Annotated in this window: 14 protein-coding genes and 1 other annotated feature; of the genes, 3 read left to right on the forward strand and 11 right to left on the reverse strand. The window is 46.2% G+C overall.

Annotated features, from left to right (window positions below; translation table 11 throughout):
- The 9 genes from M654_RS14180 to M654_RS14220 form a co-directional block, all read right to left on the reverse strand.
- Positions 1–603 (reverse strand): YpjP family protein, encoded by a 603-nt coding sequence (locus M654_RS14180; protein ID WP_026587535.1) that lies wholly within the window; start codon positions 601–603, stop codon positions 1–3.
- 326 nt (positions 604–929) lie between these two features.
- Positions 930–2,501 carry a 2-isopropylmalate synthase gene (locus tag M654_RS14185; protein ID WP_026587536.1) on the reverse strand — a complete coding sequence of 524 codons (1,572 nt, stop codon included), beginning with the start codon at positions 2,499–2,501 and terminating at the stop codon, positions 930–932.
- A 47-nt stretch (positions 2,502–2,548) separates the two neighbouring features.
- Positions 2,549–2,791, reverse strand: a binding site (T-box leader).
- 275 nt (positions 2,792–3,066) lie between these two features.
- Positions 3,067–3,846: a class I SAM-dependent methyltransferase gene (locus tag M654_RS14190; RefSeq protein ID WP_035428149.1), complete on the reverse strand. Its 780-nt coding sequence runs from the start codon at positions 3,844–3,846 to the stop codon at positions 3,067–3,069.
- 36 nt (positions 3,847–3,882) lie between these two features.
- Complete coding sequence (locus M654_RS14195) at positions 3,883–4,317, reverse strand: BrxA/BrxB family bacilliredoxin (protein WP_026587538.1); 435 nt, start codon at positions 4,315–4,317, stop codon at positions 3,883–3,885.
- A 78-nt stretch (positions 4,318–4,395) separates the two neighbouring features.
- Entirely contained in the window at positions 4,396–6,072 is a 1,677-nt protein-coding gene (ilvD, locus tag M654_RS14200) for a dihydroxy-acid dehydratase (RefSeq protein ID WP_026587539.1), read from the reverse strand.
- Positions 6,073–6,381: 309 nt separating this feature from the next.
- Entirely contained in the window at positions 6,382–7,521 is a 1,140-nt protein-coding gene (locus tag M654_RS14205) for a conserved virulence factor C family protein (RefSeq protein ID WP_026587540.1), read from the reverse strand.
- A 36-nt stretch (positions 7,522–7,557) separates the two neighbouring features.
- A complete protein-coding gene (locus tag M654_RS14210) occupies positions 7,558–8,232 on the reverse strand; it encodes an HD domain-containing protein (RefSeq protein WP_051290386.1) in 675 nt (224 codons plus the stop codon).
- Entirely contained in the window at positions 8,220–8,699 is a 480-nt protein-coding gene (locus M654_RS14215) for a glutathione peroxidase (RefSeq protein ID WP_026587542.1), read from the reverse strand. The genes M654_RS14210 and M654_RS14215 overlap by 13 nt, the downstream gene beginning before the upstream one ends.
- Positions 8,700–8,715: 16 nt before the next feature.
- Complete coding sequence (locus tag M654_RS14220; protein ID WP_026587543.1) at positions 8,716–10,395, reverse strand: formate--tetrahydrofolate ligase; 1,680 nt, start codon at positions 10,393–10,395, stop codon at positions 8,716–8,718.
- A 150-nt stretch (positions 10,396–10,545) separates the two neighbouring features.
- Between M654_RS14220 and metA the strand changes: the two genes are divergently transcribed.
- Together metA and M654_RS14230 are read left to right on the forward strand one after the other, a co-directional pair.
- A complete protein-coding gene (metA, locus tag M654_RS14225; RefSeq protein ID WP_026587544.1) occupies positions 10,546–11,454 on the forward strand; it encodes a homoserine O-acetyltransferase MetA in 909 nt (302 codons plus the stop codon).
- A 290-nt stretch (positions 11,455–11,744) separates the two neighbouring features.
- Entirely contained in the window at positions 11,745–12,896 is a 1,152-nt protein-coding gene (locus M654_RS14230; RefSeq protein ID WP_026587545.1) for a diglucosyl diacylglycerol synthase, read from the forward strand.
- A gap of 53 nt (positions 12,897–12,949) precedes the next feature.
- Here M654_RS14230 and M654_RS14235 read toward each other — a convergent pair whose 3' ends face one another.
- The gene (locus M654_RS14235) at positions 12,950–13,639 is read right to left on the reverse strand and encodes an AIM24 family protein (RefSeq protein ID WP_026587546.1); all 690 of its coding nucleotides are present in this window, start codon (positions 13,637–13,639) and stop codon (positions 12,950–12,952) included.
- Between the two features lie 287 nt (positions 13,640–13,926).
- Between M654_RS14235 and cspD the strand changes: the two genes are divergently transcribed.
- On the forward strand, positions 13,927–14,127 hold the full coding sequence (cspD, locus tag M654_RS14240) for a cold-shock protein CspD (RefSeq protein WP_003153604.1): 201 nt from the start codon (positions 13,927–13,929) through the stop codon (positions 14,125–14,127).
- Between the two features lie 55 nt (positions 14,128–14,182).
- On the opposite strand, the gene M654_RS14245 is transcribed toward cspD, so the two are convergent.
- Positions 14,183–14,365, reverse strand: coding sequence for a hypothetical protein (locus tag M654_RS14245; protein ID WP_026587547.1), 183 nt, complete (start codon positions 14,363–14,365; stop codon positions 14,183–14,185).
- Between the last annotated feature and the right edge of the window lie 40 nt (positions 14,366–14,405).

The following is a 14,405-nucleotide window of genomic DNA, read 5'->3' on the forward strand; positions in this document are numbered from 1 at the left end:
TTAGTGGCTCATCCAGTTGGGCGGTGTGTTTTGATCCCAGTATATACTTCCGAGATCATGATGTGTCTGAAAGCCGTCTTCTGCGGTGTGGTAATGGAAATTAAACCAGTAGCCTTCATGCGGAGGCTTGTCCCGGCGGACATGAAACCGCAGCACGTCTTCACCGGTTTTTCGATTGTAGACGTGGAAGATTTTCTCCGATTTTCCCGCTGTCGGCTTTCCGGAAACCACCAGATCCTGATATGCGTCATTGTCCTTCAGCGTCATGAGATGGCTGACGATGATCTCTTCGATTTTAGGCAGCACGTCCTGTCTGTACTCCTCTTCGATGACGGGCGAAATCCGGTTTCCGAATTTGGCAAACGATTGATCTTCCGCGGCATTCAGCATTTCATCCGTATAGGCGTCAAAAGAGGATTCAGATGCCTCTTCCCCGTCGGATTTGGTTTCCTCCCGCTTTTGATAAACAGCCGTATACCCGGTTTCTTTGATGCTCTGGTGCTCTGTCGGCTTGTCCGCCATTAAAGCGGCAGGAGGAGAAACAAGACCGAATGTCGCAATTGTAAACAAGGCAACAAGAGCTTTTCTCATCCACATCTTCATGACTGGTTGGTTCCCTTCTATTGACATTCTTTTTCTCTTATTCTATCATATGTTGAATTTTCAGTCATTCAAAAGCTGATGGTCGGGAAATCGCTTAGAAAAAATACGAAGAAATCAAGATCCGGGGAATCTCTGTTCCCGCTTGATTTTATTATAACTTCGTTCGCCTGGTGTCAATTGAAAATCCGCCTTCAAGATGCACTGCGGCCGCCAAAATGTTCGAGCTTTCATGACCGGCCGGGTGGATTACGCTTAGAATATCATCGTTTTTGCAATCTGTCCGTTCCGATGCGCCGGCCGGCACGATATAAGATATGTTACTTCACCTATTGTTCAACTTTAAGTAAATGATCGACCACCATGCAATTTATCGCATGAATATAAGCCCATGCACTGGCTTTCATGATATCCGTATCCGTCGCTTTGGCTGTGTATTTCTCCCCTTTGTATTCCACCTGAATCTTCACTTTTCCTAATGCTTCTTTGCCTCTTGATACACTGCTGATGTTGTATTCAATCAATTTAGTATCAAATTCACTGATGTCAGCTATTGCGGAATATAGAGCATCGACGGGACCCGTACCTGTCGCACTCTTCTGCAGCACCTGCCCGCCCTTTTTCATTTTCACACTCGCAGAGGGGAAATGAGGATTGCAAATCACCTGCAAATCCATCAGCTCATAAAAGTGCTGGCTGATGTGCTCCACCTCTTGAGCGTGCACACTGTGTTTTTTGTAATAATTCTCAACGATCACATACAAATCATGGTGATAGACTTCTTTTTTTGCATCCGCCAGTTCTAAAAAGTCTTCGAAAACTTCTTCAAATTGCGTCTGGGTCAACTGGTTTAAGGCCAATTTCTCAAGCGCGTTTTTCACGGCATGACGGCCTGATCGTGCGGTTAAAACAAGTTCCATATCATCAAGACCGACGTCGGCCGGGTTCATGATTTCATAAGCGTCTCTCGATTTCAATAAACCATCTTGGTGTATGCCGGAAGAGTGGGCGAACGCATTTTCACCCGTAATCGCTTTATTCACTTGTACATCAAGCCCCATAAAACTGCTAACAAGCCTGGAGGTATTGATCAATTCTTCCGTTTGAATATTGGTGTAGCCTTTGTAGACTGACGAACGTGTCTTCATCGCCATGACCACTTCTTCCAAGGCCGCATTCCCGGCGCGTTCGCCGATACCGTTCACCGTACATTCCACTTTATCAGCGCCATTTTTAACGGCTGCAAGTGTGTTCGCTGTCGCCATGCCGAGATCATTGTGGCAATGGACGCTTAAAAGCACTTGATCATTTATATTTTTCAATCGGTCATTGATTTTAAAGATCAATTCCCCGAATTCTTCAGGCTCTGCATACCCGACAGTATCAGGCACATTAATGATCGTTGCCCCTGCATTGACAACAGCTTCAATTGTCGCCCACAAATATTCGAAATCAGAGCGTGAGGCGTCTTCTGTTGAATACTGCACATCCGGCAGAAGGGTTTTGGCATATTTTACTGCATCCACGCCGATATTCATGATCTGGCTTTTTGATTTGCCGAATTTCTTTTCCACATGAATATCCGATGTGCCTAAGACGATATGAATCAGCGGATGTTCAGCATGTTTCACACTTTGGTAAACCGAATCAATATCTGCTTTAACTGCTCTTGCCAGCGCCGTGATGACAACATCATCCGCTTTGCCCACTTTGGCGGCAATTTCTTTGACGGCATGAAAATCACCAGCTGATGATGAAGGAAAACCGGCTTCAATCATATCAACTTGAAGCTTTTTTAGTTGGTGAGCGACTTCCAGTTTTTCATACAGATTCAGCTTAGCCCCCGGGACCTGCTCACCATCTCTCAAAGTCGTATCCAACACCCAAATCTTTCTTTCCATAAAAAACACTCCTTTCTTGTATAAAAAAAGCCCCGTCTCTATTATGAAATAGAGACGAGGCATTGCTCGCGGTACCACTCTAATTGATTAATCAATTCACATTAATCCACTCAAATTCGGCGGCTATCACCGCCTATCTTCGTAACGGGAGAATTCCGGCATCCCCTACTCCGTCTGTTTCAGGGTGCAGCTCATGGATGAGTTCAAAGGGTATAACTGCCGATTCACACCAGCCATCGGCTCTCTGAAAAGATTATAAACCTTCTACTATTTCCATTCTTCGCTTTGTGTTGATGTCATTTTTTGCAATCATATAGGAGCAAACAGCAATTGTCAATATTATTTTCAGAATATTTCATTCGTTTTATCCGGCGTAAATGAGAAACGCGCCTTTTCTTTTTACGATAAAACGTTTACAATCAAAGGTGAAAATTCCAAAACTGGGAGTGATCCTTTATGGTAGAAGGACTATTCATCACTGCTTCATTGGTAACGCTCGCTTATTTTATCATCATGGAAATCGCCGATTAAAAAACACCCAAGGCGATTAGCTTTGGGTGTTTAATCATTCAGATTCAGGTTCGAGGACGCCGTAATGAAACAGGGCTGTTTTTCGCCTTTTCACACGGAAGCCGTATGTCTCAAAACGCGGACTTCTCCAGTGGTCTTTCAGGACGACTCTTTTTCTGGCTACCCGCAGTGCTTCACTTACACAGCCGGCAAACGAGAAATCGGTATGCGCCAGTTTTCTTAAAGGGGCGATGCCGTCAGATTCTTTGATTGCTTCATCAAACATTGGATCAAAGTAGACGATATCGGCCGAATCATCAGCAAGCTGTTGAAAATGTTTTAAACTGTCGCCTTGAATAACCTGAATTCTTCTCATCGCTTCGTTTAAAGGTGTGAGATCCGTCTCCCATGTCTCAAGCCCGTTTTCCACCAGAAAGGCCAGAAGCGGGCTTTTTTCAATGCCGCGGACTGTTCCCTTTTCACCTGTCACAAGGCTTGCGATCATCGCATCTGAACCAAGGCCTAGCGTACAATCAAGGAGCGTGTCGCCCGGTTTAAGCTGAGCCGCTTCGATAAACGGATCCGGCTCCCCTTTTAACAACCGCTTGGCGCGGAACATCGCCGAATTCGGATGGAAGAAGAACTTTTCTCCGTCTGCAAAATAAAGCTCAAAACGTTCTTTCCCGACCACAAGAACTTCATCCTGCTCCGTCTCCTGAATGAGTCGGATCGGCCGTTTTCTCCGTTCAGAAAACCGGCCATTGAGCGTCCGGCTGATCTTTTTTGCCGCAGATATGGTGGCTTCATTCGGTCTGTAGCTTGTCGTGACAATCATATGTTCTCCATAAAAAATGCCCTTTTGGAGGGCATTTTAGCAATGTTTTTCAAACGCGTCCGTGATGTTTTTCATAATTTCCGCCATTTCGCGGCCTTCGATTTCTTCACGCGGGATAAAATGGACGACTTCTTTTCCTTTCAGCAAAGCCATAGAAGGAGAAGAAGGCTCAAACCCTTCAAAGTATTCCCGCATTTTCGCCGTAGCTTCACGATCCTGTCCGGCAAACACGGTAACGGTCTCGTCAGGACCGTTTTCGCTTGAGCTGACGGCCTGAACGGCGGCAGGTCTGGCCAGTCCTGCGGCACATCCGCAGACTGAATTGACGACAACGAAAGTCGTGCCTTCGCTGGCCTCCATAAACTGTTCCACTTCTTCTGCTGTCGTGAGCTCTTTAAAACCGGCCTGGACCAATTCCTGACGCATTGGCAGAACGAGCTGACGCATGTATTCTTCATAAGCTGTTGACATATAAAAGCCCCCTCTATAAACCTTTAACTACTGATGTAAAGGATACTATAGAGGGGGGAGAATTTCAAACGTCCGCCGTTAGATTTTCATAATTCCGCCTGTATTGGCAGATGTCACAAGCTTGGAATAGCGGGCGAGATAGCCTGTCTTCACTTTTGGCTCAAAGCCCGGCCAGTTTGCTTTTCTTTTTTCCCATTCTTCATCTGATATTTCAATATTCAAGATCCGCTTTTCGATATCCACGACAATATGGTCGCCGTTTTCTACAAAAGCAAGCGGTCCGCCTTCAGCCGCTTCCGGAGAAACGTGGCCGATCGAAAGCCCCCGCGAAGCTCCGGAAAAGCGGCCGTCCGTGATCAGCGCGACTTTAGGCCCGAGCCCCATGCCGACGATCTGAGAAGTCGGGGCGAGCATTTCAGGCATTCCGGGTCCGCCTTTAGGCCCTTCGTAGCGGATGATGACAACGTCTCCCGCTTTGACTTTGCGGTTGATGATGCCGTCGAGCGCTTCTTCCTGCGAATCAAACACCACAGCAGGACCCTCATGACGGGTGATGCCGTCCTGGACGCCGCCGGTTTTAATGATCGCCCCGTCAGGCGCCAGGTTGCCGAAGAGTACGGCAAGTCCGCCCTGTTCTGAAAACGGCTTGTCGATCGGATGAATGATATCATAGTCCTGCACTTCACATCCGGCAATATTTTCGCCGAGCGTTTTCCCCGTTACTGTCATCGTATCTAAATGGAGTGCGCCTTCTTTTTTAGACAGCTCATTTAAAACCGCTGTCACGCCTCCGGCTGTATGAAGATCTTCAATAAATACATCTGATGCCGGGGCCAGTTTTGATAAATGAGGAACCCTTGCCGCGACCTCATTGATCCGTTCCAGCGAATAGTCAACGCCCGCTTCATTGGCGATCGCCAGCGTATGAAGGATCGTATTGGTCGATCCGCCGAGCGCCATATCGAGCGCAAACGCATTGTCAATCGCTTTTTCCGTGACGATGTCGCGCGGTTTTAAATCCGCCTTGATCAGCTCCATCAGCTGGCGGGCCGATTGTTTGGCAAACTCTCTTCTGTCCGGTGACGTCGCTAAGATGGTGCCGTTGCCCGGCAGTGCGATGCCCAAGGCTTCGGAAAGGCAGTTCATCGAATTGGCTGTGAACATTCCCGAACATGATCCGCATGTCGGACAGCCAAACTGTTCAAGTTCCTCAAGCCCTTTTTCATCGATTTTGCCAGATTGATAGGCGCCGACGCCTTCAAATACAGAAGAAAGCGAGATTTTCCGTCCGTCGCTCGTTCTTCCCGCTTCCATCGGACCTCCGCTGACAAAAACGGTCGGAATATTGATCCGCATCGCTGCCATGATCATCCCCGGGGTGATTTTGTCACAGTTTGGAATACATACCATCCCGTCAAACCAATGAGCGGAAACAACCGTCTCAACGGAATCGGCGATGATTTCCCGGCTCGGAAGGGAGTATCTCATGCCGATATGCCCCATCGCAATCCCGTCATCGACTCCGATCGTATTGAATTCAAACGGCACCCCGCCGGCTTCTCTGATGGCCTCTTTGACGATTTTTCCAAATTCCTGCAAATGGACATGACCCGGTACGATATCAATATATGAGTTGCATACGGCAATAAACGGTTTGCCGAAGTCCTCTTCCTTTACCCCTGCCGCACGAAGCAAGCTGCGGTGCGGTGCTCTGTCGATCCCTTTTTTTATCATGTCACTGCGTAAACCTGTCATGGTGATCCTCCTAAACATTTTTACATTCTTTTTTTCTGAATATTCAGTTTTAAAAACGGTCCATCGGCCGCATCTCCCTCAAGATGGCGGCTTCATTTGTCAATCATTCCCCAATATCAGAACCTCCACATTCCATATGATTGCTAACTACTATATATATTTTCTGTTTGTTTTTCAACAATATTCGAAATATTTTTATAGAAAAAGTCATATTTTTTGACAGAATCCTTGATTTTGTCCCGTCCTCTGTTCGGAACAGGTCATAATGGAATAGTATTCCATTAGAAAAAGGCGCTGGAAACAGCGCCTTTACCCGTTTTCTTTCTTGCGGCTTTCCGTCATTTGTTTCCAGACGGAACCTTTCGCTTCTTCACCGTGTTCAATCCGTTCGATCGCCATTTTGATCTGCAGGCTGACTTCAAACTCCGGATCATTTTCGGCCTCTTTTAAAGCGGGAAGGGCGCTTTCATCGCCGACTTCGTATAAAAACATCGCGGCCCGCCAGCGAACGAGCTTGTTCGGGTCCTTTAACGCTTTTATCATCGCCGGGATGGCTTCAGGGCTGCCGATGTCTGACAGGCAGTCTCCCGCAGTCCTTCTGACGGTGACCGTTTTATCCTCGAGCGCCTTGTATAAAAGCGGAAGAACTTCAGGCGTTTCGATCATACCCAAATAAACGACGGCCAGCCTTCTGATCGATGTTTTCGGATCATGGAGCGCTTTTTCGAGCACAGGAATGTCCTCTTTCTTCGGATCCATTTGTTCCAGGTGGGCATAGCGTTTTTGCCAATCTTCATCATCAAGCATATCAGGTGTGACCTGATAAGATTTTCTTTGCAAGGATTGCCTTTCGCTGCCTTTGTCCTGCGAAGCGACGGCTTCCGTTAGTTTCCGGAGGCGTTCTTCATCATAAGCAGCTTGAAGCTCTTCTGTCACTTCTCGGCCGATTTCGGAGAAATCGCCGAATCTGACGCCTTGTTCCTTCCAGGAACGCTCAAGGACGACATTGCTAGACGCCGTTTTCAGTTTGAGAATCGCCTCCTGAAACCGCTCCGGCAAGCCAAAGCGTTCTTCGCGCTCACCATCGGTCAGCTTGACCTGCATCGGAATTCCGCTGAACATCTGCACAAATACTTTAACCTCGCCGAACGATTCTTTTTCTTGAGCAGCTGAATCGCTTTCTTCCGCTTCCTCCATTCCGAAGGCGGAACGAACGGCCGGGAGAATGTCTTTCCAGTCGAACCGGGCATTCCGCTCAACAGCCAGGAAATCTGCGACATGGTAGACGCCTTTTACCCCGTCTATGTTCAAAATTTGCCGGATGACCGGCGGCGCCCCATCCGCTTGGTCCTTCTTATAGTTATTGCTTTTACCGGCAGGCAGTTCTTCGGTTAAAATCACCTTCATCGTATTTGGACTTGGTGTCGGTTCTATAGATTTGATTTTCATCATCGTCCCCCTCTGTTCAAAGATCCGGGTCTTATTCTACCATAACCCCCGCTCTCGATCTATCAGAGCGGTTTGGCTAAAGGCGGCGCACTCGTTTTTTAGTTCTTTGAGAAAGGCCAGCATCACTTCATGCCGCTGTTTGGCCAGCATCCAGCCCGTTTTTGTGTTCATCAGATCCTTTAGATGAAGAAGCTTCTCATCAAAATGCTTTAGCGCGGAAGGAATGTCGTGTTCTGGCGTTCCATCGCTGTACAGCATGTGGCCTTTTGCTCCGGCATACATGAAAGCCCTGGCGATTCCCACGGCGCCGATGGCGTCGAGACGGTCGGCGTCCTGTACAGACATTCCTTCTTTTGAGAGCTTGACATCTTTATATTTCTCTCTGTCCCTGAACGATATCTTCGTGATGATGCCGATGATTGCGGCCGCAGCTTTTTCTTCTACATTCCAGTCTACAAAACGGCTGTACAGTTCCTCAAGCGAAACCCGGTGTTCGTCAGACAGCTTCACATCGATTACATCGTGGAGGAGGGCGGCAGCTTCTGTAATAAACAGGTCGGCCCCTTCTTCTTTTGCGATCGCAAGGCTTACGGAGCGCACCCTTTTAATATGGAGCCAATCGTGTCCCGTCCCTTCACCGGCGAGCTTTTCTTTTACCCACTTTGACATTTGGCTGATCTGCTTCCTTTTTTGCTGATTCATCCCAGCCATTTTTGAATGGTCTCTTCCATTTCTTTTGGATTGGTCTGCGGAGAGAAGCGCGCGACGTTTTCCCCTTTTTGATCGACTAGAAACTTCGTAAAATTCCATTTGACTGCTTTCGTTCCGAGCATCCCTTTTGCTTCGTTCGTCAAATGCCGAAACAGCGGATGTGCCTTTTCGCCTTTCACATCCACTTTGGCAAACATCGGAAATGTCACACCGTAATTCATGCTGCAGAATTCTTCTATGTCTTTTTCATCGCCCGGTTCCTGGTTCATGAATTGATTGCTTGGAAACCCCAAAACGACAAGCCCCCTGTCTTTATATGTATCATAGAGATCCTGAAGCTGTTTATATTGCGGTGTGAATCCGCATTTGCTGGCCGTGTTGACGATGAGAAGAACCTTTCCTTCATACGGTTTAAGCGTCGTTTCTTCACCTTTAATCGTTTTGACGCGGATATCATATATCGACATGACGATCCCTCCCTTTTTAAAATAATCCCTTCGCTCTGCCAGTTTCATCGACATCCATCTGCAATGCGGCCGGCTGCTTAGGAAGGCCCGGCATCGTTAAAATGCTTCCCGTCAGCGCGACGATAAAGCCGGCGCCTCTGGACGGTTTTAATTCGCGGACGGTAATGTGAAAATCTTTCGGCCTTCCGGTTTTCGCCGGATCATCTGAGAGGGAGTATTGGGTCTTCGCCACACATACAGGCAACTGTTCCAATCCGTTCTTTTTGATCTCTTCAAGCTGTTTTTTCGCCTTGTCTGTCCATTTTACTCCGCGGGCTCCATAGACGAAGCGTGAAACTTTGTCCAATTTTTCTTCGATCGAATCGGTTAATTCATATAAATAAGAAAACCGATTTTCTTCATTCTCCAACACATGGATGACTTCCTTCGCAAGATCCAGACCGCCTTTTCCGCCCTCTTCCCAGACATTGCAAAGGGCTGCCGGATGTCCGTGATCCCTGCACCAGCTGAGCACGGTATCAAGCTCTTTTTCCGTATCATGAATGAATCTGTTGACGGCGACCACATAAGGGAGTCCGAAGGCGGAAATGGTTTCGATGTGCTTTTCAAGGTTTTCGATCCCTTTTTTCAGCTCATCAATCCCTTCTTTTTTCAGATCTTCGGCAGATTGTCCGCCGTGCATCTTCAGCGCTCTTACCGTGGCGACGATCACAACCGCCCCCGGCGTAAATCCGCCCGCTCTCGTTTTGATATGCATGAATTTTTCCGCACCTAAGTCGGCCCCGAATCCCGCTTCTGTGACCACATAATCGGCAAGCTTTGCCCCCATTTTCGTGGCGATCAGGCTGTTTGCCCCGTGGGCAATGTTTGCAAACGGGCCGCCGTGAACAAGCGCCGGTGTACCTTCGACAGTTTGGACAAGGTTCGGCTTCAGCGCATCTTTCAACAGCAGGGCCAGGGCTCCCTCTACCCCGAGCATTTCGACAGTCACCGGCTTTTGATCGGCCGTATAAGCAACGATCATCGCCGCCAGCCGTCTTTTTAAATCTTCCAGATCTCTGGCCAGGCATAAAACAGCCATGATTTCAGAGGCTACCGTAATGTCAAAGCCGTCTTCACGAGGAAAGCCGTTCGCTTTGCCGCCCAGGCCGATGACCGCTTGCCTGAGCGCCCTGTCATTGAGATCAAGGGTCCTTTTCCAGACGATTTTTCTGATGTCAATGTTTAATTCGTTTCCGTGATGAATATGATTGTCAATGAAAGCGGCCAACGCGTTGTTCGCGCATGTAATCGCGTGCATATCTCCGGTAAAGTGAAGGTTGATGTCCTCCATCGGAAGAACCTGTGAATAGCCCCCGCCGGCTGCACCCCCTTTTAAGCCCATCGTCGGTCCGAGTGACGGTTCCCTCAGCGCAACAATCGATTGCCTGCCCGCCTTCCAGAGCGCCTGGCTTAAACCGACCGTCACCGTCGATTTGCCTTCGCCGGCCGGAGTCGGGTTGATGGACGTCACCAATATGATCCGTCCGTCAGGCTTATCTTTTAAGCGCTCAAAAATGTTTAAAGAAATTTTCGCTTTTGTGTAACCAAAACACTCTATTTCTCCGTCTTCTATAGAGAGTTTCCGAGCGATTTCGGTAATCGGTTTTAATTCGGTGTTTTGAGCGATTTCAATGTCAGATAAATGGGATTTCATAGCAAGAGGAACCTCCTTTTAGGTGATCGCATGATGGATTTCCATAATTTTCACACACTTCTTTTATTGTAACACAATTCACACATTGAAATATCGCCAAAAAGTTCCTATAATGAAGAAAAATCAGCGGAGAAAACCGGAGGTGGCGTGTTGCCTATCAACATTCCTATCGATTTGCCAGCAAAGCGGATTCTTGAAAGTGAAAATATTTTCGTCATGGATGAAAAACGGGCTTTTCATCAGGATATCAGGCCTTTGAATATTGTGATTCTCAATCTGATGCCGCAGAAAATCAAAACGGAGACACAGCTTCTCAGAATGCTCGGAAATTCTCCTTTGCAGGTATATTTCACTTTTTTAATACCGTCTACACATACGCCAAAAAATACGGCAAGACAGCATTTAGAACAATTTTATACAACATTTGCTGCGATCAAGGACAAAAAATTCGACGGCATGATCATTACCGGGGCGCCGATCGAACATCTCGAATATGAAGAGGTATCGTATTGGGATGAGCTTCAGGAAATTTTGGAATGGAGCAAAACGAATGTCACATCAACGCTGCACATTTGCTGGGGAGCGCAAGCGGGATTGTACCATCATTACGGCATTCGCAAAAGAAAGCTTGCGAAAAAAACATTCGGTGTTTTTGAACACCGAATTTTGGAAAAGAACGAAAGATTGGTCAGAGGATTTGAAGAATTCTACTATGTCCCGCATTCCAGGCATACAGATATAAATATGGATGATCTGAAAGCCGTTCCCCATTTAAAGGTGCTCAGCATATCGGATGAGGCAGGCGTCTGTTTAATTAGTTCAAAAGATGAAAAACAGGTTTTTTTAACTGGACATCCCGAGTATGATACCGATACTCTTAAAGAGGAGTATGAAAGAGACCTAGCCAGAAACTTAAGCATCGATCCGCCCGTCAACTATTTCAAAGACGGACCTGACGGCGCAGTACCGGTCAACCGCTGGAAAGCCCATGCCACCCTTTTGTTCATGAACTGGCTGAACTATTATGTGTACCAGGAAACACCATATGAATGGAAATGAAATTCTCATGCTCTGGTCTGATGCAAGACGTGCAAAATGTGTTAAAATACAGTTGGGCTGCGCTTCCATAAAAGCGTAAGGACATCAATCAGCTTGTTTCGGGATCTTTCCCGGAAGAAGAAAGTCCCAGGAACCAGTGCTTTCCTTTCAAACCAAACTTTAAAAATACCTTAATTCTTGTTCTTCATTTATAATTAAAATAATATTTATGGTATGGTATGATTGGACATTGACTCCTGTTATGTTATGATTTTAGCTCTCGTTGTTTGAATTAATTGAGGTGAATATGTTTGAATACCAACAAAAATATATTAATTTTGACTGCAAATTACGGAAATGGCCATGTTCAAGTAGCCAAAACGCTCTATAAAGAGTGTGAAAGGCTCGGTTTTAAGAATGTAACTGTTTCAAATTTGTATCAGGAATCAAACCCGATTGTCTCTGAAATAACGCAGTATCTCTATCTGAAAAGCTTTTCAATCGGAAAACAGTTTTATCGTCTTTTCTACTATGGCGTCGATAAAATTTACAATAAAAGAAAGTTTAATATCTATTTTAAAATGGGGAATAAACGGCTTGATCAGCTTGTCAAAAAACATCAGCCGGATATCATCATCAATACGTTCCCGATGATTGTCGTGCCTGAATACAGGCGGAGAATGGGAAAAGTCATTCCGACATTCAATGTCATGACGGATTTTTGCCTTCATAAAATCTGGGTCCATGAACATATTGATAAATACTATGTCGCGACAGATTATGTGAAGGAAAAGCTGCTTGAAATCGGCACTCATCCAAATCAAGTCAAAATTACGGGTATTCCGATCCGCAAGCAGTTTGAAGAAGAAATGGACACAAAAGAGGTCTATGCCAAATATCAGCTGTCTCCGGATAAAAAGATCCTTTTGATCATGGCGGGCGCCCACGGCGTTCTTAAAAATGTAAAGGAACTGTGCGAATCCCTGGTGACGAAAGAAGATGTCCAAGTCGTCGTCGTTTGCGGCAAAAACACGCCGTTGAAAACGTCGTTGGAGGAAATTGAAGCGATGCATCCCGACAAGCTGAAAACGCTCGGATATATCGAAAGAATTGACGAGCTGTTCAGAGTCGCCGACTGCATGATCACAAAGCCCGGCGGCATTACGCTTACGGAAGCGACAGCCATCGGCGTACCGGTCATCTTGTACAAACCGGTCCCCGGACAGGAAAAAGAAAACGCCCTGTTCTTCGAAGACAGAGGCGCCGCCATCGTCGTCAACCGGCATGAGGAGATTCTCGAATCCGTGTCCTCCCTTTTGGCGGACGAACAGAGATTAAACGAAATGAAGCAAAATATCAAAAGCCTGCACTTATCCAATTCATCTGAAGTCATTTTGACTGATATTGTTGAGCAGTCTGAAATCATTATAAACAAAAAGCAGGCTGTCGGGGCTCTTTCATAATCCCGCTCAAGAAAAAAACACTTGTTTTTAGCAAGTGTTTTTTTCTTGGCTGCCTAAGACTCTGAATAGTACACTTCTTCAAACGGCTGAACGACGACAAAGCCGCTTCCGGAAAACTTCATTTGAACCGATTCTCCGCTCCCTCTGCCGATGAATGTTTTTAACGATACATCTGTCACGAATTCAGGCTGAAGGCCGCCCGACCATGCAACAGTTGCGTTTGGATCGGTATAGACCGGGCTGTCGGGTGTAACGATCAAAGTCAGCGGTTCATAATGGCTTGTGATCGCCGCCATCCCCGTTCCTTCCAATTTGACGTTGAACAGCCCGCCGGCCAGAACACCTGAGATCTTTTTCATAAGTTTGATATCCCAATTGATCGCCGGCTCAAATGCCAAAAGATCATTTCCATTCACAAAAATGGAGTCGTCATGCAAATTCAAAATTGATATCTTTTTTCCCTGATCGGCAAGATACAGTTTGCCGTCTCCTTCCGCTTTCATCAGTGAAGTGCCTTCCCCGCTGAATACTTTTTTCATCATGCGGCCAAGGCCATGCTCAAAGACACCTTCGCGTTCGAACTTGATTTTTCCCCTGTAGGAGACCATTGAACCGGCCTTCGCCCACACTCTTCCATCAAGGTTGACTTCGAGAAGGCGCGGTGTTTCCAGTTCAAACAGCCCCTCCCCTTTGTCCTCCTGCCTTGTTTGCGCCACAAACTCATCGATCGAATAACGATTCATACGAAAAACACTCCTCTTCATTTTCGGTGATATCAAGCTTTCTTATATACGGATGGACCTTTAGTTTGTTTCATTTTTAATATGGAGAAAATGGGCGTGAATAGCCATAAATTGAAAACGATTTCAATAAAATCCCTTAAAAAATCATAAAAGTTTATTTTTTTCTCTTGACAGCTTGACGCGCCTTTACAGATAGTGTATAGTGAAACCATCATTTAGCAGAACACGTTAGATGATGAAAATTTTTTTTAGCACTTTGTGCTACAGTACTAGGAGGATTAAGCAATATGCAAAACGGTAAAGTAAAATGGTTTAACAATGAAAAAGGCTTCGGCTTCATCGAAGTTGAAGGCGGAGACGATGTATTCGTTCATTTCACTGCAATCGAAGGTGAAGGATACAAATCTCTAGAAGAAGGACAAGAAGTTTCTTTCGAAATCGTTGAAGGTAATCGTGGACCTCAAGCATCTAACGTTGTGAAGCTATAAGCGAATCAAGACAAAATGAAACTTCAAATAAGAGGAGAGGCTGTATAAGCCTCTCCTATTTAATTTTCAGCTGAATTTCAATGGCCAGGACGTTTTGCTTCAGCCTCTGCTCAATTTCCTCGATGTTTTTCTCCAGAGAAGGCCGGCCTTTTTTCGCGATATCCACAAGCTGTTCCAGATCTTTATATACCTCCACAAATGTCTTGTGAAGAACGGTTTGCAATTCACTACGTTCCACTTTTACAGGCTCCTTTTTTGACTAAGATACCTAAATTAGT

Source organism: Bacillus sp. NSP9.1 (assembly GCF_000465465.2).
GTDB lineage: Bacteria > Bacillota > Bacilli > Bacillales > Bacillaceae > Bacillus > Bacillus sonorensis_A.